The following is an 18,747-nucleotide window of genomic DNA, read 5'->3' as shown; positions in this document are numbered from 1 at the left end:
GCGCCTCGTCCCCGGACACTCCGACCTGGTCGGCCGGGGAATCACCCGGCTTCAGGTCGCACAGCGCGCGGACGGCGGCTTCCCCTTCATCCGCAACGAGAGCATCTTCGTCACGGCGCTCGCCGGTGTCGGTTTGGCCGGCACGAGCCCTCGGCTGACCGGCCGGTTGCTCGAACTGGCAGATCGCATCGCCAAGCTCCAGCAACTCGACGGAGGTTGGGGGTTTGCAGTGGGGGTCGCACAGACCGATGTCGACGACACCTCCGTTGCGTTGGAGTTCCTGCGTGCTGTGGACTCCCGCCGTTATCGACAGGAGATCACCGCCGGGCTCGGGTACCTGCGGCGAATTCGCGGGGAGGACGGCGGGTTTCCCACCTATGTCCCGGGAGCTGCCTCCGAGGTGGCGATGACGGCTGCCGCGGCCAACGCCATCCGGCCTGGCGACCCGGAAGGCACCCGCACGTTGCGCCACGCCCTGGAGTTCCTGGCAGAGCGTCAACACTCAGACGGCACCTTCGAACAGTGGGGAGAACTCCAGGCCGCCTATGGGGAAGAACGAAGGTTCTGTGCTGATTGCGTGATCAACTTGGTGGGCCGACGCGAGCGCGGCTCCGGCCCTTTGTGATCATGATCAGGGTGTGATGATCAAGCTCAGGGTGTGTTGTTGCCGCATCTGGATGGTGTTGCGGTGCAACGGATCGACCGGATCTCGACGGGTGTGGTGATCTGGGCCGCGGCAAGGGCGTTGGACGCTGCCTGTCCGCGATGCGGGCGGCGGTCGAGCAAGGCGCACAGCCGCTACGACCGCAAGCTGGCGGATGCCTCGGTCGCCGGACAGCCGGTCGTGCTTCGATTACAGATGCGCAGGTTCTTCTGCGGCGACGAGGAATGCCCGGTGAGGACGTTTGCCGAGCAGGTCGACGGAGTGACCGCCAAGCATGCGCAGGACAGGATTGGCGCGCAGGACGCTGGAGCAGGTCGGCCTGGCGCTGGCGGGCCGCGCCGGGGCGCGGCTGTCGACGTTGCTCGGTTTGCCGGCGGCCAAGAACACGCTGCTGCGGCTGGTCCACGCGCTGCCCGATCCCGAGGTCACGACCGTGACTGTGCTGGGCGCGGACGACTTCGCCCTGCGTCGTGGCCACGTCTACGGAACGGTTCTGATCGACATCGAGTCCGGCAGACCGGTGGACGTGCTGCCCGACCGCACCGCCGAGCCGCTGACCGCCTGGCTGCGCGACCATCCCGGCACCGAGATCATCTGCCGTGACCGGGCCAGTGCCTACGCCGAGGCCGCCCGCACGGCGGCACCGGAGGCGGTGCAGGTCGCTGACCGGTTCCATCTGTGGCGCAATCTGTGTGATGCGGTGGAGAAGGTGGCTGCGGCACACCGCGACAGCCTGCGTCCTCCTGTGGACGAACCACCGGTTGAACCGCCCGAGCTGGCCCCGGCCGAGCCTGTGACAGAGGAGTTGGAGGGGCTGCGGGCCGCGAATACCCGGCAGCGTCACGCCGCGGTGCACGATCTCTTCGGCAAGGGCGTGGCACTCACCTCGATCGCCGAGATCCTCGGGCTGGACCGTAAGACGGTTCGCCGCTACGTCGGCGCCGGCACTGCCGAGGAGCTCCTGAGCAACCCGTCACGCCACCGCGACAGCGAACTGCGGCCCTTCCTGGCACATCTGCACCGGCGCTGGAACGAGGGCTGCACCGACGCCGCCCGGCTGCACGCCGAGATCCGCGACCTCGGCTATCGCGGCAGCCAGCGCAGCGTCCGCTGTTGCCTGCAACCGTTACGCTCCTCGGGCCAGCCGCCCCAGCCGTTCCCGATGGGCCGAGCGTGCGCCAGGCGAGCGGCTGGATCATCCGCAAGCCCGCCAACCTCGACCACGACGAGCAGAATCAACTCGCTCAAGTCCTGGCCCGCTGCCCTGAGCTGGACGCCGTTTACCAGTGTGTCCGCGCGTTTGCGGCAATGATGGACAACCACGACGGCGCCGGTCTCTCCGACTGGATCGAGCACGCCGGAGCCACCAGGCTCCCCCTCTGCACAAGTTCGCCCGCGGCCTGCGTCAGGACTACGACGCGGTCGCCGCGGGAATCAGCCTGCTCTGGAACTCCGGACCGGTCGAAGGCCACGTCAACCGCATCAAAATGATCAAACGGCAGATGTCGGACGAGCGAGCTTCTCCTTGCTGCGCAAGCGAATACTGCTCATGCGCTGATCGCAGCAGCTGCCCGAGTGGACTCGTTGATCACGCAATCAGGGACAGAACCAGAACAAATGGCCATTGACAACTTGATGAGCACGCCCTTGTCACACCCGCTCGTTGCTCTTCACTCCAACTCGTCAAACGCCACGCGATTCTGGACGCATCACCTCTCTCCGCCCATTACTTCGCAGCGTGATCGCCGGTTGACTGAGCATGACAAGAGGGCGCTTCCGCAACAGGGGTCCTGCGGAAGAAGGGCCAGGTCACCTCGGGAGGTCCTGTGAGCGCGCGGAGTGAGTTGACGATCGGCCGGCGAATCGAGCTGCTCCGGCGAAGGCGCGGGTTGTCCCGTCAGGCGTTCGCCGGGCTGGTGGGCTACAGCGCCGAGTGGTTGCGGCAGGTGGAGAAGGGCGATCGTGGGCTGGACAAGCTCACCACGCTGCTTCGTATCGCCGAGGTCCTGCGCATCGACGACGTCAGCTCGTTCATCGGTATCGTCGTCCCTCCGCAGCGAACGCGGCCGGGCGACAGCACGGCTCCCTCCGCCGTGCGCCAGGCGCTGTTCCATCCTGCGCCACTCGAGTCCGTGACCATGGATGTCGACGTGCTGTGCGACAGGCTCGAGGCGACGTGGACCGGGTGGCAGGGAGCAACCCACCGCTACAGCCTCATGCAACGCTGCCTACCGCCCTTGCTCGGCCAGGTCTCCCGGCTGGCTGCTGACGACAGTCCACTGGGCCAGCGCGTCACAGCGCAGACCTACCGGCTGACCGCGGCCTACCTGCGCCATGTCAACGATCCGCCGCTCGCTTTGCTCGCGAGCGAACGGGCGCTCAGCGCGGCCCGCCGGTGTGGCGACGATGTGGTGCTCGCCGCCTGTGAAGGCGGGATGGCCTCCACCCTCGTGTCGCTCGGCTGTGAGGGCGATGCGGCAGACGTCTGTCGCAGGGCGGCAGCCCGGCTGTCTCCCGGTGTGCCCACCGATCCTCCGGAGGTCGTTTCCGTCTGGGGCGCGACCCAGTTGATCGCCGCCGAGATCGAGGCGGTGCGCAACGATCATCTGGCGGCGTGGGCGTCGCTCGACCTGGCGGGCAAGGCGGCGGAGGTGCTCGGGCACGACCGCAACGATCTGCACAGCTCGTTCGGTCCCACGGACGTCGGCATCCACGCCGTTCGTGTCGAGATCGTTCTCGGTCGTATTCGCCGCGCGCTCCGGCTCGCCAGCAAGGTCGATGTCAGCGGCACGGTGACCAGTGAGCGGCAGGCCCTCCACTACATCGCGCTCGCGCGGGCACACGCCGAAGAACGCGACGCCGCTGCCGCCGCTTTCGCGCTGTTGCAAGCAGAGGAGGCGTGCGCCGAGGAGATCGTCTTCAACGGCGAGGCGCATCGGGTCGTCCACACCTTGCTCGATCTCGACGACGCGGCGGTGCGCAGCCAGGTCTGGAGGCTCGCCGAACGAGCGAAGTTGCTGTGATGCCAATTCTTCTTGGTTTCGTGCTCGCAAGTGTCGTCGGTTCCGGGACGTGCCAGCGAAGTTGTGAATTCGCGGGTGCGAGCCCCGCAGGCTGGAGGCAGTTCGGCGAGTCCGGCTTGGAGGCCAACCGATGCGGACGTTGACAGGTCAGTTCAGTCTCGAGGGCAAGACCGCGCTGGTGACGGGTGCGTCCCGCGGTATAGGCAAGGCGATCGCTCTCGGATACGCCGAAGCCGGTGCCGACGTCGCCCTGCTCGCCCGTGGCACGACCGCCCTCGAAGAGGTCGCGGACGAGGTCGAGCGACTCGGGAGACGTGCGCTCGTGCTGACGTGCGACGTGAGCGACGGCGAACAGATCAGGCGCGCGGTGGGCACGGCCATGTCCGAGTTCGGCCAGCTCGACGTCGTGGTGAACAACGCGGGCGGTTTCGAGGTCGCGGGTCCCGTGCTGGAGCTCGAGTCTTCTGACTGGAGCACGGTGATGCGCCTCAACCTCGACTCCGTCTTCCATGTGTGTCAGGCCGTCGGGCGTCACCTGGTCAAGCGCGGCACCGGATCCGTGCTGAACATCTCCTCCATCGCCGGGCTCGGCGGTGTGCCGATGATGGCGCCGTACGCCGCGTCCAAGGCCGCCATCGTCTCGCTCACGCGCACGCTCGCCGCGGAGTGGGCGGGCTCCGGGGTCCGGGTGAACGCGATGACGCCAGGCTGGATCAGCACCGAGCTGACCATGAACATCCTCGGCAACCCGGACGCCACGGAAGGGCTGCGGGCCGCGGTTCCGTGCAGGCGGTTCGGCGAGCCGGCCGACGTCGTCGGTCCCGCCGTGTTCCTCGCCAGCGACGCCGCGAGCATGGTCACGGGCGCCTGTCTCACCGTCGACGACGGAACCACCTGCTACGTCGGTGGCCCAACCATGATCCAGATGCTCGCGCTCGGCCGCGTCGCCGTGTGACCTCCTTGCACCAGTTCGTCAGGAGTTTCGATGTCCTCTCGTACGGTTTTCCTGTTCCCCGGTCTGGGCGCGTACTCGACCGGTGTGCTGCGCCGAGCGCGGCTGAACCACCGTCAGGTCGACGAGACCTTCCGCGAGATCGACGAGGTGGCCGCTGAACGTGGTCTGCCGCCGGTGTCGGCGTTGCTCTTCCACGACCGGCCCCTGACCATCCAGGAAATGCTCGCCGAACCCGCCGAGCTGCTGCAACTGGCCATCTTCGGAACCTCGATGGCAACGCACCGGATTCTGGTCGGCCACGGTCTGGAACCCGACCTCCTCGTCGGTCACAGCTTCGGCGAGATGGCGGCGCTGGTCGCGGCCGGAGCGTTCAGCCTCGCCGACGGGGCCCGGCTGGTGTGCGCGCGATGCGACGCGCTGCGGGACTGGGAGGGCCGTGGCGTGATGGCGGCGATCGGCACCAATGAGACCGCGGCCGGGCACCTGCCTGGTGCGCTGGACGAGCCGGATCTGGTCATCGGCTGCCTCAACGCGCCGCGGCAGACGGTGCTCAGCGGCCCCGCCGCCGCTGTCGACCGCGCCGAGCTGGTGGCCAAGGCACTCGATCTGCCTTTCGCCCGGCTGCAGCTGCCCTACGCCTCTCACCACCCCGCCATGCGCCCTGCTGTCGCGACGTTCGTCGAGCTGATGGCCGGCATCCGCCAGCTGCCGTTGCAGCGGCCGGTGCACTCGCCGATCCACCTGCGCCGCTACACCGATGACGACGATCTCAAGCAGGCACTCGCCGAGTGCCTGGTCCTGCCCGTGCTGTTCACCAGGACGGTGCGAGATCTGCACGCGTCCGGCTACCAGAACTTCGTCGAGGCCGGAGCGCTCAACACCTTGACGCGGTGCGTCGAGCTCACCGTGCCGGGGGTGCGGACCGAGGCACCGCTCATCGATCCGGAACGCGAGAGCGAGGGGTTGAGTGCTGCGGCGAGCACGAGTCCCGCGCGGCAGCACACCGCACCGGTGGCCGTGCCGCACGAGGCCGGGGACTCCGCTGCCGCGGTCGTGGCCCCGGCCGCACCCCAGCGGGTGCCCGAGCAGCGGGCCGCGGAGCCGGTTTCCCGGGAGCAGGTGTTGCGGGAGCTGCGCGAGCTGTACGCGGCCGCGCTGGAGTACCCGCCGGACGTGCTGACCGAGGAGGTGCTGCTGGAGGCCGAGCTCGGTGTCGACTCGCTCAAACAGACCTCCTTGCTGAACCGGGTTGTCGAGCGATTCGATCTCGCTTCCTCCTCGGACCGGATGCGGGTGTGGGAACTGCCCACCCTCGGCCACATCGCCGACCACGTCGTCACGCGATCCGGTCAGCAGGTGATGTCATGAGCTCGGCCAACGAATCGTTCCGCGGCCGCGTAGTCCTGGTGACGGGCGGGGCGCGCGGTGTCGGCAGGGCGATCAGCACGGCGTTCGCCCGGCTGGGCGCACACGTGATCGTGAACTACTTCCACGCCACCGACGAGGCACCCGCGCTGCTGGACGAGCTGCGGGGGGCAGGACACTCCGCGGAGCTGATCCGCGCGTCGGTCGCCATGCGACCCCAGGTTGACGCGATGTTCGACACCATCGCCGAGCGGCACGGCCGACTCGACGTCCTGGTGAACAACGCCGCCGCGGGCGCACTGCTGCCACTGTCCGAACTGGACGAGTCGCACTGGCGCCGGGCGCTGGACACCAACCTGCGCGGAAGTCTCTGGTGCGCGCGCCGGGCGGCGGCACTGATGCGCGACGGCAGCGCGATCGTGAACCTGTCCTCGCTCGGCAGCACCATGGTGATCAGCGACTACCTCACCGTGGGCACGTCGAAGGCCGCGGTCGAGTCACTCACCCGGTATCTCGCCGTCGAGTTCGCCCCGAACGGGATTAGGGTCAACACCGCGTCCGGTGGTCTCATCGGCGGTGCGGTCGCCGGAATGTTTCCACAGGCCGATCGGCTGGCCGCCCGGGTGAGGGAAGCCACCCCTCTCGGGCACCGCCTCGGCACGGAGGAGGAGCTGGCCGAGCTGGTGGTCTTCCTCGCCTCACCACAGTCCTCGTGGATCACCGGCCAGATCGTGGTGGCGGACGGCGGCCTTTCGCTCGGTTCCTTCCTGCTGTCGCCCGCGGCACCGAACCCGGACGCCGCCGAGGTGCCCGAACCGCAGGGCAATCCCGACGACATCGCGATCGTCGGCATGGGTGTGGTCACTCCGGGAGCGAACACGCCAGAGGAACTCTGGAAGGTGCTGAACGGAGCGGAGCACGTCTTCACCGAACCGGCCGGCTTCGACATCGACTCGTTCCAGTCCGACGATCCGGACGAGCAGGACCGCACCTACTCCCGCCGGTCCGGTTTCATCACCCGGTTCGAGCCCCACCCAACCCTGCGCGCGGAGTTGGACGCCGGCACGGCACCGTGCGAGGAATCCACGACGCTGTGGCTGCGCCACAGCCTGCTGCAGGCGCTGGAGGGCGTCGGCCGCACTGCCGAGGACCGATGCTTCGCCTCGTTCGGCTACACCGCGGACGGAAGCCAGGACCTCGAAGAACACCTCGTGCTGTCCGGCTACACCCGCAGGATGGGCTTCGACCCGGAAGAGCGGCTCGCCAAGCGGTACCGCCGGCCGCACGCGCCCGCGTCGGAGTTCCTGCCACACCGGGTGGGACGCAACGCCTTCCGAGGGCTGCTGCCGGAACAGACCGAGGTGGTGATGGTCGACACCGCCTGCTCGTCGTCGCTGTACGCGATCGATCTCGGCATGAAGGCTCTGCGCGAGGGCGCGTGTGACATCGCGGTCTGCGGAGGTGCTTTCGCCTACAGCGCGCGCAACCTCGTGTTGTTCTCCAAGTTGCGCGGTCTGTCGCGGACCGGCGAGGTGAGGTCGTTCGACCAGGATGCGAGCGGCGTGCTGTTCTCCGACGGCGCGGGTGTGATCGTGCTGAAGAAGCTCTCCAGGGCGCGGGCGGACGGTGACCGGGTGCTGGGCGTCATCGACGGAATAGGGCTGTCCTGCGACGGCCGGGGCAAAGCCATTTACGCACCCAACCCCGCGGGGCAGGTGCATGCGCTGCGCCGAGCGTACGACAAGTGCGAAGTGGACTCGGCGACCGTGCGGTGGGTCGTCGCACACGCCACCGGAACACAGGTGGGCGACAGCACGGAAGTCGCCACCCTGGACCAGGTTCTCGGCTCCGGCCCGCCTGCGCTGTTGTCGTCCAACAAACCTGTCGTGGGACACACGGGGTGGACCGCGGGGGTCGTCTCGGTCGTTCAGGTGCTCAGCGGGTTGAACCACGGTGTGGTCCCGGCCCAGGCATACCTGCGCAATCCCTTGCCGGCGTTGGACGACTCACGCTTCACACCACCGACCATCGCGACCCCGTTGCCTTCGGCGACGCCGCGGCGGGCCGCGATCTCGTCGTTCGGCTTCGGCGGGACCAACGCGCATCTGGTGCTCAGCGACCAGCCTCATGGTGCGGCCGCGTCCGCGTCACCTGCCGATGACGATGTCGTCGTCGTGGGCTGGTCGGCCGACGTGCCGGGCGTCGCCGCCGACGTGCCCGGCTGGTTGCGCGGCACCGCCGCAGCGCCGCCTCCCGGCTTCGGCGAGGAGTACCCGCTGCCGGGGTTCGAGGAGGTGCGTCTTCCTCCGACCACGTTGCGCAACATGGATCGCACCCAGATCATGCTCCTGCGTGCCGCTGCCCGCCTCGACGCCAAGGTGCGCGACGCGTGCACCGAGTTGCGCGACACGACCGGTGTGATCGCAGGCCACATGGGGCCGACTCGCCGAGCGGTGCACTACGCGCTGCGGTGCTACCTCGGCGATCTGCGCGCCGTGCTGCACGACGACGAGGCCGCCGTCCAGCGAGTCGCCGACGCGGTCCGCGCGCTCGTGCCGCCGAGCACCGAAGACGCGTTTCCGGGAATCATGCCCAACATCATTCCCGCGCGGCTCGCGTCGCTGTGGGACTTCCACGGCCTGAACAGCACGGTCGACGACGGGCCGGACTCCGGTCTGACCGCGATTCGCTGCGCCGAGCGGTACCTGCGTCACGGCGATCTCGACATCGCACTTGTGGCAGGCGTCAACGGTAACAGCACTCCGGAGTTCGCCGACGTGCTCGCCATGGCGGGGGAGCGGGCCGTAGTGAGCGAAGGCGCTTTCGTCGCCGTCCTCGCGCGGAAGGCGACAGCACAGGCTCGGGGGCTTCCGGTCCTGGCCACGATCAGCACCGCCCTCGGTTCATCCGATGTGGACAGTCGGCCGCGCCGGGTGCCACCGCTCAGTGACTGTGGTCGGACCTACCTCGGCGCCGACGGGGTGGTGGCGTTGCTGGCTCGTCTTGTCGGGCCCGGTGGTCGCGGCACCGTGGCGAGCGCGGCGGACTGGGGCCCGCAGGTGACGATCGACGTGACGCGGTCCGAAGCGGAGGACGAACCACCGAGTGCGCCCGCGCGCACGTGTCGTGTGCAGCGGATGATCTCCCGGCTTTCGCCCGCCGCGCCTCGGCCCGTGTCGGCCGAGATCGCCGCACTACCACCCCAGACCCTTCTGCTGGTGGACGACGAGAAGCTGGTGGCGAGTCTGTCTCTGCCCTCCGGCGTGATCGTCGTGGTGGCGAAGGGCGAACCGGTCGCCGCCGATGCGGCCGGCCTGCCGGGACCGGAGTTCACCGTGCGGCATGTACGGGTGGTCGCCGACCTCGGAGCGAGTGACGACTCGGCCGACCACGTCGGCGCGGCGGTTCGGCTGCGCCCGCTGCACGACCTGGCCTATCTGGCAGCGCAGCGGTGGACGGCAGAGGCCGGTGACTCGTTCGGGGTGATCCTCCTCGACTCGATGCGCGGCGACGTCGCTCACCCGGCAACAGGCCCGTTCACCGGTCTGGTCAAGAGCCTCACGCGAGAACGAGACGCCGCCTTCGCGCTGGCAGTCCTCACCGACGTGACCTCGCCGGGCCGGGCACTGGACGTGTGGCGGATCGAGTCCGCGCACGACCACGAGTTCGCCGTCGTCGCACACTCGGGAGGCAGGCGCCTCGCCCCCGAACTCGTCGGCGCGGAACTGCCGGTCGGGCCCCGGGATCCGCTTCCGTCCGACGCCGTGGTGGTCGCGGCCGGTGGCTCACGCGGGCTGACCGCCGAACTCCTCTGCGGACTCGCTGCACGCGGCACACCGACGATCTACCTGCTCGGCAGGACCGCTCCCGGCAGGGAGGACGTGCCGGAGCGGTCCGCATTCCTCGCCGAGGCGCGCAGGACGAGTCTGAATCGTCCGATGGCGGAGCTCATCGCCGAGCACGACCGGTTGCGCGCCGAGGCGCAGACGGCCCGCACGATGCGACGGCTCGCCGCCATCTGCGGTGCGGACCGGGTGCACCACCTCGTGTGCGACCTCGCCGATCCCGTCGCCGTCGACCGCGCCGTCGGCACGATCCTGTCCGCCCACCCGCGGGTCGATCTGCTGCTCAACGCGGCGGGACTGCACCGCGGCGGCAGCGTGCGCACCACCACGCTGGAGCAGGCGAGGGCGGTGCGCGACACGAAACTGCTGGCCCACCTGAATCTCAGTCGCGCCTTCGCGGGCAGGAGGCCTCATCGGTGGATCAACTTCGGCTCGCTGCTCGCCGTGCTGGGCTGGCCGGGTGAGGCGGACTACTGCTCAGGCAACGACCTGCTCAACCAGGCCGCGGCGTGGCAGGCCGCGTTCGGAGACGGCCACGAGTCGACACTGGCGTGGCCGCTGTGGGACGAGGCCGGGTTCGCGAGTGAACCCGTGACGCGTGAGCTGCTGCGCAAGCAGAACACGCTCACTGGACTGTCCAATGAGGATGGTCTGGCCCTGTTCCTCGACGAGCTGTCCGCCGGTGCGGACACGCCCGTCGTGACCATGCTCGGCCGCAGCGAGCAGCGATGGCTGGACACGCGCCGTCGTGCGGCGTCCTGCTGGACCACGGACGAGAACGCCGTTTGGCGGCCTGATCCGGGGACCGACGGGTATCTCGACCACCACGTGCTGGCAGGGGTGCCGACGCTTCCCGGCGCGTTCGTCACCGAACTGGTCACGACCGAGGGTGTTCACCCGGTCACGTTCCGGGACGTGCGGTTCCACGCGCCGATCACCATGCCTGCCCGTCACGTCCCGGCGTATCGGGTGGTGCGCACCCCGTCCGGCGGGCTCAGCGTGCGCAGTGACGTCGTGACGCCGAGCGGACTGGTGCTGCGCCGTGACCGGGTGCACGCCGAGGTGGCGGAGATCGGCACGCGCAGCCCCGGAGCCGTCCCGCACCACACCCTGCCGGCCCAGGACGGACGCGTGGTGGTGCCGTTCCACTACCGGTCCGCCGGTCGCGTGGTGCTCTCCGGCCCGTTCCGTTCGCTGTCCGGTGTCCGGATCGGCGCTGGTTCCACCACCGCGTTCTTCACGCCGCAGTTCGGTGCGTGGGAACAACGGTTCGCCGGGTTCCGGCTGCCCGTGCTGCTGATGGACGCGATGGTTCAGCTGGGCCTGATCACCGCCCAGACCACCAACGGTCACGACCAGGATGCTCCCGTTCCCGTGGGGATCGGGTCGATCGAACTGTTCACCACGTCGAACGACGTCGATCTGCTCGACGCGCACGGCCGCGACGTGCTCGTGTGCGTTGACAGCGAGGGTGTGCATGCGCTCGCACCGGACGGCACCGTTCTCGTGCGGATGAATGGTCTTGAGTGGACGACGAGCGGCCGGCTCACCGCCGCGTCCGCCGCCGGCCGGTGAGCGGGGAGGAACGATGGATGACATCACACAGCGCGATCTGCGCTCACTCGTGCACGCGACCGCAGACCAGTCCACCTTGGACTGTCTTGCCGGTCTGTCCGCCGAGTCGCTGTTCGATCACCGCGACGGCCTCGGCAACGAGGAGGTGTGCCGGCTCACCTACCGCCGGCTGCGCAGGCTCGGCGAACAACTGGGCCCGTCGAGCAAGCTGCTGGCCGATCCGTCGCGTCTGTTCACCACGCTCGAATGGTGCTCGGTCACCAGTCCCTCCCTGTTTCTCGCGACCACCCTGCACACCTGTCTGGGATTGGGGGCGATCGACGAGTTCGGCGCGGGCCGGGACGACATCGGCGACTGGATCGGCGAGCTCGACTCCATGAACTCGTTCGGCTCGCTCCTGGTGACCGAGACGGGTCTGGGTAACAGCCACATCGGCATCAGGACCGAGGCGGTGCACGATCCACTGACCGGCGAGTTCGTGTTGCACACGCCAGACGCCCAAGCCGCCAAGTTGATGCCGAACGTCGGTTTGGACGGCGTTCGCAAACTGGGCGTCGTCTACGCCCGCCTGCTCACCTCGGGTGAGGACCGCGGCGTGTTCGGATTCGTCGTGCCGATCCGCGACGAGAACGGACCGCTGCCGGGAGTCAGCATCACGGCGCTGCCCGAGGTGCCGTTCCTCCCGCTGGACTACGCGACCATCGGGTTCGACCGGGTGCGGATATCCGCGCGCAGCCTCCTGCACGACAGTGCGCGACTGGAGCCTGACGGCCGGTTCCACGATCCGCTGGGCGGACCCGAGGAGAGGCTGCTCCGCTCGCTCGACGTCCGGCACAGAGCATGGGCCGCCTCCGCGGCTGCCCTCGCTGCGGCGATTCGGACCACTGCCGCGCTGGCGGTCCGGTTCGCCGCCGATCGGCGAACCCTCTCCCGTAGCGCACCCGAACAACCGGTGCTCTCCTATCGCAGTCAGCAGCTGCCGCTGTTCGACGCGCTGGCCCAGTCCTACGCGCTCACCAGCCTCGTCAACCGGGTGAAGCGGGAGTGGAGCGGCGCGGCGAGCGATCCCGATCCCAGCTGGAGTTCGGGATTCAGGCGCACGATCGGACTGGTGAAGGCGCACTGCGGAGCGGCGGCGGAACGGATCGCCAGCGAATGCGGACAGCGGTGCGGGTCTCACGGGATGTTCGCCGTCAACCGATTCGTCGGATACCTCGGGCTCGGACACGTCCTGGGGCCGGCCGCGGGCGACAGCCGGCTCATCACCCTGGAGGCGGCGAGGGCCATGGCCGCGGGCACGGCGTACCGTCCGCCTTCGCCGCGGATCACACAGCCGAACCGCAGGGACGTGTCACAGCCCCGAATCGCGCTCGACCTGATCGCCCTGCGTGAACGCGGTCTGCATGAGACGCTGGCGGACGGCATGCGTACCGCGGTCCGGCGGGGGCAACCGCCGTTCGAGGCGTGGAACAACCGCAGCTGGCTGGCCTCAGAGTTCGTCGAGACGCATGTCACCCGGTTGGCGCTGGAAGCTCTGCTGGCAGATGCGGACCGTCTGCGCGACGGCCGCGGCAAGGATGCGGTGACGCGGCTCGCGTCGTTCTTCGCGCTGCGCCACATCGCCGGCAACTCGGGCTGGTACCTGGCCGAGGAAGTGCTGACACCACAACAGGTGCGGATGATTCCCGTCGCGCTCAACCTGTTGTGCGAACGCATCCACCCCGACGCGGTGTCACTGGCCGATGCGCTGCTGTTGCCTGGCTCGACAGTCACCGCCGCCGCGCAGTTCTCGCCGTCGTCCTGACGGCACGCGGCTGGGCCCCTGTCCCTCTCCGGGCAGGGGCCCAGCCTTGGGAGCGAAAAGGATCAGGTCCAGCTGCCGTGGCCGTGTGGCCGGCTGCCGGGAACCAGGCGTTCCCGCAACTCCACCCGCCGGACCTTCCACGTCCCGGTCCTGGGGAATTCCTCCCACCGGATCTGGATCGGATCGGCGAGCGCGGGCAGGCCGGCCGTCGCCTGCCGCCACTCCTCGAGGTCCAATGGCATGTCGTCCGCGGTGCTGACGACCGGGACCGGCCGCTGTCCCGCCACGGGCAGCACGATCACCTCCGTCGTGTTCACGAGCCGATCCAGCAGGACGTCTTCCAGCTCGATCGCGCTGCCGTCGGGCAGCCGATCGATCTCGCGGTCGACTATCCGCAGAGCGCCCAGGCGGTTGATGACGCCGAAATCGCCCGTGTGCCACCACTCGCCGTCGCGCTTCGCGGCGTGGCGCTCCGGCTCGCCGACGTAGGCCAGACAGCGCCCCGGTTGCGCGATCTCGACCAACCCCGCCTCACCCCGCCTGGTGGGCTCGCCCGTCACCGGGTCCACGGTGCGAATCCGGCCGAATCCGGGGACAGGCCAGCCGAGCGACTGGGTGGGCGCCGGGCGCCTGCCCCTGCGGCGAACCGACCAGCGCACGTACGGGCGCATGAGCAGGGTGCCGTTCTCGCTCTGGCTCCAGGCCTGCAGCCAGATCGGCATTCTCCGGTCGCTCGCGTCCAGGAAGGTGCGGATCGTGCGCGTGTGGATGGCGTCGAAGGAGTTGATGTACTCACGCACCCGGCCGAAGGGCCGGGCCGGGTCGCGTGCCATGCTCTCCCAGGCCAGGAAGACGTTCGGCAACGCTTCCACCAGCGTCGGCCGATGAGCCACCAGCAGATCGCGCACGGAGGGCGCGAGCGGGTCGGAGATCGCCAGCATCCGGGGGCCGATCGCGGTCAGTGACAACAGGTTGTGCGTCTGCCGCTCGTGCCAGAAGGGTTCGCTGTAGGCCCACAGGTCGCTCGGCCGGATTCCGATCACCGGCCACCGCTCTGACTCGATCAGTGCGATGGACCGTTCCGACTCGGCCGAGTGGACCACGAGCTTGGGGATGCCGGTGGTGCCCGAGGTGTGCGTGATGATCATCGCCTCGTCCTCGGCGCGGAAGGCGGGACCGGGTGGTGTCGCACCGCGCAGATCGTCGAGGTCCACCAGGCCGGGACGGTCCTGCGGGCCGTCGACGCACACGGTGCGCTCGGTCAGCCGAGTCACCGTGCCGGGGTCGATGCCACAGGCCTTCAGGTGTGCTCGGTCGGTCACCAGGAACGGCAGGTCCAGCCGGGCCAGGAGAGGGTGGGCGATCTCTGGGCCGTAGGCACCGGACAGCAACGCCGGTACGGCTCCCAGCCTGGCGGCGGCGCAGGCGAGTACCGAGATGTCGAAGTGGTTGCGTTTGAGCACCGCGACCCTGTCCCATGGCCGGACACCGAGCTCGTGCAGCCAGCCCGCGGCCTCGTCCACGGCGTGTGCCCATTGCGCGTACGTCCGGGCGAGAGCACCGGTGGGATCGGTGTCCGCTGGACGGTCCGTCGTGATGACCTGGTGCGGCCGGCGGTCGGCCGCGATGTGTAGCGCCTCGCCGATGTGGCCGGTCAGCGGTGTGCGGGACAGCGGGGTCAGCCTGCGGCGGATCATCGTCGGTGCCTGCGCGTCGAGGCACCGCGGCCTGTTGTCGGGGAGCCGGGCTTGCGATCGTGACATCGGTCCTCCGGTCAGGTGTCGAGCGGATCGAGTTGTTCCCACACCGACAGATGCACCGAGTCCCGGTCCGCACGGCGCACCTCGTGGTGGAACACGGGTCCGTCGCCGTTGTCCGGGGTGTGCACGGTGGTGTCCACCTTGCATTCGTCGAACAGGAACATGGGACGCCGGAAGACCGCGCGCAGTGACCGCAGCGGCGCTGCCACCGCATGCCGGGCCGCTTCGGAAGCGTCCACTGTGAACATGCTTTCCCTGGCGTGCGTGACCAGTTCGACCATTTCGATGAACGACCACTGGTCGGCGACCTCGCAGTGGCTGCGGCACAGCACGGTGCTCCATGACGACGTCAGTGCCAGATACTTGCCGGACGGCCACGACTTTGCATCTCTCGCCGGTTGTCGCGCGTCCAGTTCGCGGATCTCGCCGGGAGCGAACCTGGCGAGCAGGTGGCCGGGCAACGAGCCAGGGCGCGCGGCGAGACTGTCTTTTTCTCCCAAGCGCACTACGCGCACGATCAGTGTGCCGCGGGCGGCGAGTCGATCGGTCGCGAGGTAGTCGACCCACATCCAGAGCCGATCACCGGTGAGGTCCGCACTCATCGTGCAGCGCACCGTGATCCACTCGCTCTCGTCGAACCGCAAGTCTGGTGCGACGTAGTCGATTCCGACTGACTGCACCACGACGGCGGTACCGTGTTCGGCGATCAGGGCGGGAAACGGCACGAGGTTCGCGGCCAGCCACCGCGCGAAGCCATCGCTCATCCACCCCAGCAGCGTCCGTGGGCGCAGTTGCAGCGGGCTGAACTGGGTCGTGGTGACGGGCTGGGTGAACTCGACCTGTCGCATCGGTTCAGCCTCCGGCGATGGCGGTCAGGACCTCGACCTGATCGGTGTCGCGCAGAGGCACCTCGCCGTCGGGCTTGCCGACGAGCTCCCCGTTGAGCAGCAACCGGTGCACGCGGATGAGGTCGCCTGACTCGTCCCAGAGCACGGGCCTCAGTTGAGGGAACCTCTCGTGCAACTGGCGAAGCGCGTCCGCCAGGTTCGTGGCCGTGATCTCGGTCGTGCGTTGATACCCGACGAAACGCAGCAGCAGGCCGGTGAATCGGAAAGTCATGTCAGGACCTCGCTCTTCTCGCTGGGCTCGCCCAGGCCCGCGGTGACCAGGGCGCCGATGTTGACCTCGATGAGCTCCTGAGTTCCGGCCGCGCACAACAGGGCGACACAGTCCTGCAGGAAGATTCCGTAACGGGGATCGCCGTAGTAGGCGTGACCACCCAGCACGCGAAACGCCTGGGTCGCGAGCATGACCGCCTGCTCGGTCGCGAAGTGCTTCGCCGCGGAGATGCCGACGTCGAACACGGGATCCACGACGCCGCCGGCGACTCTGGCGAGTGTCGTGGCCACGACGGCTCTGGTGGTTTCGACGGCGATGTGCATCCGGCCGATCGCCGCCTGCACGTTGGGCAGTTCCGTCACGTGCGCGCCGTGACGGACGGTCGTGCGCAGTCTGGTCACACACCGCGCCAGCAAGGCGCGCATCATGCCGGTGACGAGGCAGGTGAGAATCAGGCGGCGGTGGTTCAGATAGCGCTGCGCGTGGGCGAGGCCGTCCGTCCCGATGACGCGGTCCGCCGCGATCGGCACGTCCCGCAGCACCAGCCTGCCCATGCCGCTGGTGCGGAAGCCGAGGCCGGCCGCGGGCATCACCTCGACCCCGTCGTCGTCGTGGTGGACCAGGAAGCCCACCACACGACCGGCTTCGTCGCGACCGTAGGTGAGGAAGACGTCGGCGGTCGTCGCGCCCGTGATGAAGTCCTTCGCACCGGACAACAGATATCCGTCTCCGGCGCGACGCAGCTCGGTCCGCATCGAGAACGGGTCGGCGTCCTCGGAGAACGCCAGTGTCGCCGTCCGCTCGCCGCAGATGATCGGTTGAACGTAGTGCTCGACCAGGTCTGGTCTGCCGCAAGCCTGCAGCACGCTCGCCACGCCCGTACCCATGCTCATCACGATCGGGAACGCGGGCTCGGCGCACACTCGCGCGAGCTCCTCCATCACCGCGCCCCACGTCGGCAGATCGGCTCCTCCGCCGCCGATGTCCTGAGAGAAGGCGAACCCGATGAGCCCGGCGGCACCCGCCTTCGCGAAGAACTCGCGTGGTACGGCCTCACCGGCCAGCTGCCGGTGGTCGGCGGCTTTGCCGATCTGCGCGAGCAGGGCACCCCACCGCTGTTGGACCAACTCCGCCACGTCGACCTCGATGCTCACGTGTCCATCTCCTCCACCGGTGAGTTCCCGGTGAACGCTAGGACGAGAAGCAACCGTCGACTGCCAACTTGTTTGGTCGCAACAGATGTTGTCCGCAGCGCGCGGTCACGGCGCGAACCGGGTGGGGCAGAAGCGATTTCGGGCGGATCAGCGGTGTCGCACGAGCCCGCTCATTCGACGCCGTGAGAGATCGATGCGGTGGCGCGGTGGCTGTGCCACGAGGGTAGCACCTCGGTGGTCAGACGCCGGCGCACGATCGACAACGGTCCGAGGCCGGAGAGGAGATCGAGCAGGTCGTGCTCCAGGTCCGGGCGTGCCGACGTCGTGGGCACGATGCCGATGCTCGCGGCGCCCGCGATCCAGGCCGGCCGGACCTGCGCGACGTCGTCGATGACGTGGACCTGCGTCTCTTCGGCAGCGGCAAGTCTGAAGGGATCCAGGATGCCGGGGTGTGTCACGTCGCCGAGGAGGAATGTGGCGTCGCACGACGCCGCCACGACCCTGACGGTCGCGGCGTGGTCGGACGCGGCATAGCAGAGCCCGTCCGGATGGGCGCCGCGCACACGCGGGTAGAGCGCGCGCAGTGTGGCGACCACCCGTGCGGCGTCCTCGATCAGCACGCCCGGCTGAACGACGTAGGACACGCGATCCGGGTCCAGTCGCATGCGGCGGTTGCGGTCATCCGGGTCGACCACCACCACGTCGGCGGACAGATCGTCGAGGAGTGCGGTCAACGCGGTGTGGTCGCGTTGACCGATCACCACGATCTGATCACCCCGCTCCGCGAACACTCGCATCTCCGCTCGCGCGGTCACGATGTGGCGACAGGGTTGCCGTGCATCGTTGCCGCACACCGGGCTCGTCGACGCCACCAGGGCACGCCGCGTGCGCCACACCGCGGACCACGAGTTGACGACCTCCCGCGCCGCCTGCAGCCCTGCTCCGTCGGAGGCGTGCGCGGCGACGCAGAAGCCGACGGCACGGCCGTCGCGATCCAGGTAGGAAGCGGTGAACAGGACGCCGTCGGGGGCCACGGCGCATCCTTCGAACGGCTGGCTCGCCTCGACGGCGTTGTGACCCGTTCGGCGCAGGCTGGCCACGAGCACCGCTGCGGCCGAAGACCGAACAAGACCGCGTTCCGGGTGGAGAAACGTTCCGACCTGGAGTTTGTGGGGCATCGTCCCACCGGTGCGAATTTCACGCCGTTCGACCGATCTGTTCACGACTACTCCATTTCGCACCGTGATCAACTGATGACAGATAGTAGTTGACTGGTGAAGGAGCGGAACCGGGAACGCGCGAATCTACGCGGCACGGTGAATGTGTGTTCACCCGATTCAGGATCTATTCACGGCAAAGGCCGGCGAGGACGCCTGTTCGACTCGAATTCGATTGATCGTAGTTCGACGAAGCCCTCTCTCGGTGCGGGAACTTTTGCGGAGCCAGTACTCTGAGTGACTCTCAGGCCCTTCGGCTGTCGCGA

12 protein-coding genes and 1 pseudogene are annotated in these 18,747 nt (G+C 68.8%); 8 read left to right on the top strand and 5 right to left on the bottom strand.

The window, feature by feature from the left end; translation table 11 throughout:
• The 8 genes and pseudogenes from ABFX45_RS44180 to ABFX45_RS44150 all read left to right on the top strand — a co-directional run.
• Nucleotides 1-625: prenyltransferase/squalene oxidase repeat-containing protein (locus ABFX45_RS44180; protein WP_346137113.1), on the top strand; the 625-nt coding region annotated here is incomplete at its 5' end.
• Nucleotides 626-658: 33 nt separating this feature from the next.
• Nucleotides 659-868 (top strand): annotated as a pseudogene (locus tag ABFX45_RS46730) (transposase family protein); the annotation flags it as partial.
• 70 nt (nucleotides 869-938) lie between these two features.
• A complete protein-coding gene (locus ABFX45_RS44175; protein ID WP_346137112.1) occupies nucleotides 939-1,976 on the top strand; it encodes a transposase in 1,038 nt (345 codons plus the stop codon).
• 514 nt (nucleotides 1,977-2,490) lie between these two features.
• Entirely contained in the window at nucleotides 2,491-3,687 is a 1,197-nt protein-coding gene (locus ABFX45_RS44170) for a helix-turn-helix domain-containing protein (RefSeq protein ID WP_346137111.1), read from the top strand.
• Nucleotides 3,688-3,817: 130 nt separating this feature from the next.
• Nucleotides 3,818-4,642, top strand: coding sequence for an SDR family NAD(P)-dependent oxidoreductase (locus tag ABFX45_RS44165; protein WP_346137110.1), 825 nt, complete (start codon nucleotides 3,818-3,820; stop codon nucleotides 4,640-4,642).
• A gap of 30 nt (nucleotides 4,643-4,672) precedes the next feature.
• A complete protein-coding gene (locus ABFX45_RS44160) occupies nucleotides 4,673-6,010 on the top strand; it encodes an acyltransferase domain-containing protein (protein ID WP_346137109.1) in 1,338 nt (445 codons plus the stop codon).
• On the top strand, nucleotides 6,007-11,427 hold the full coding sequence (locus ABFX45_RS44155; protein ID WP_346137108.1) for an SDR family oxidoreductase: 5,421 nt from the start codon (nucleotides 6,007-6,009) through the stop codon (nucleotides 11,425-11,427). Before ABFX45_RS44160 ends, ABFX45_RS44155 begins: the two co-directional genes overlap by 4 nt.
• A 13-nt stretch (nucleotides 11,428-11,440) precedes the next feature.
• Nucleotides 11,441-13,231, top strand: coding sequence for an acyl-CoA dehydrogenase (locus tag ABFX45_RS44150; RefSeq protein ID WP_346137107.1), 1,791 nt, complete (start codon nucleotides 11,441-11,443; stop codon nucleotides 13,229-13,231).
• A 62-nt stretch (nucleotides 13,232-13,293) separates the two neighbouring features.
• Here ABFX45_RS44150 and ABFX45_RS44145 read toward each other — a convergent pair whose 3' ends face one another.
• From ABFX45_RS44145 to ABFX45_RS44125, 5 genes are all read right to left on the bottom strand, one after another.
• Entirely contained in the window at nucleotides 13,294-14,994 is a 1,701-nt protein-coding gene (locus tag ABFX45_RS44145) for a class I adenylate-forming enzyme family protein (protein WP_346137106.1), read from the bottom strand.
• An 11-nt stretch (nucleotides 14,995-15,005) separates the two neighbouring features.
• Nucleotides 15,006-15,839 (bottom strand): acyl-CoA thioesterase family protein, encoded by an 834-nt coding sequence (locus ABFX45_RS44140; RefSeq protein ID WP_346137105.1) that lies wholly within the window; start codon nucleotides 15,837-15,839, stop codon nucleotides 15,006-15,008.
• 4 nt (nucleotides 15,840-15,843) lie between these two features.
• Nucleotides 15,844-16,110 carry a MoaD/ThiS family protein gene (locus ABFX45_RS44135; RefSeq protein ID WP_346137104.1) on the bottom strand — a complete coding sequence of 89 codons (267 nt, stop codon included), beginning with the start codon at nucleotides 16,108-16,110 and terminating at the stop codon, nucleotides 15,844-15,846.
• A complete protein-coding gene (locus ABFX45_RS44130) occupies nucleotides 16,107-17,264 on the bottom strand; it encodes an acyl-CoA dehydrogenase family protein (RefSeq protein ID WP_346137103.1) in 1,158 nt (385 codons plus the stop codon). Before ABFX45_RS44130 ends, ABFX45_RS44135 begins: the two co-directional genes overlap by 4 nt.
• Before the next feature lie 170 nt (nucleotides 17,265-17,434).
• Nucleotides 17,435-18,298 (bottom strand): hypothetical protein, encoded by an 864-nt coding sequence (locus ABFX45_RS44125; protein ID WP_346137102.1) that lies wholly within the window; start codon nucleotides 18,296-18,298, stop codon nucleotides 17,435-17,437.
• Nucleotides 18,299-18,747 lie beyond the last annotated feature (449 nt).

Origin of the sequence: Lentzea roselyniae, assembly GCF_039537795.1 — a bacterium.
In the GTDB taxonomy this organism is placed as follows: domain Bacteria; phylum Actinomycetota; class Actinomycetes; order Mycobacteriales; family Pseudonocardiaceae; genus Lentzea; species Lentzea atacamensis.
The sequence above is the reverse complement of the archived record's forward strand: the minus strand, read 5'-3'. Positions and strand labels throughout refer to the sequence as shown.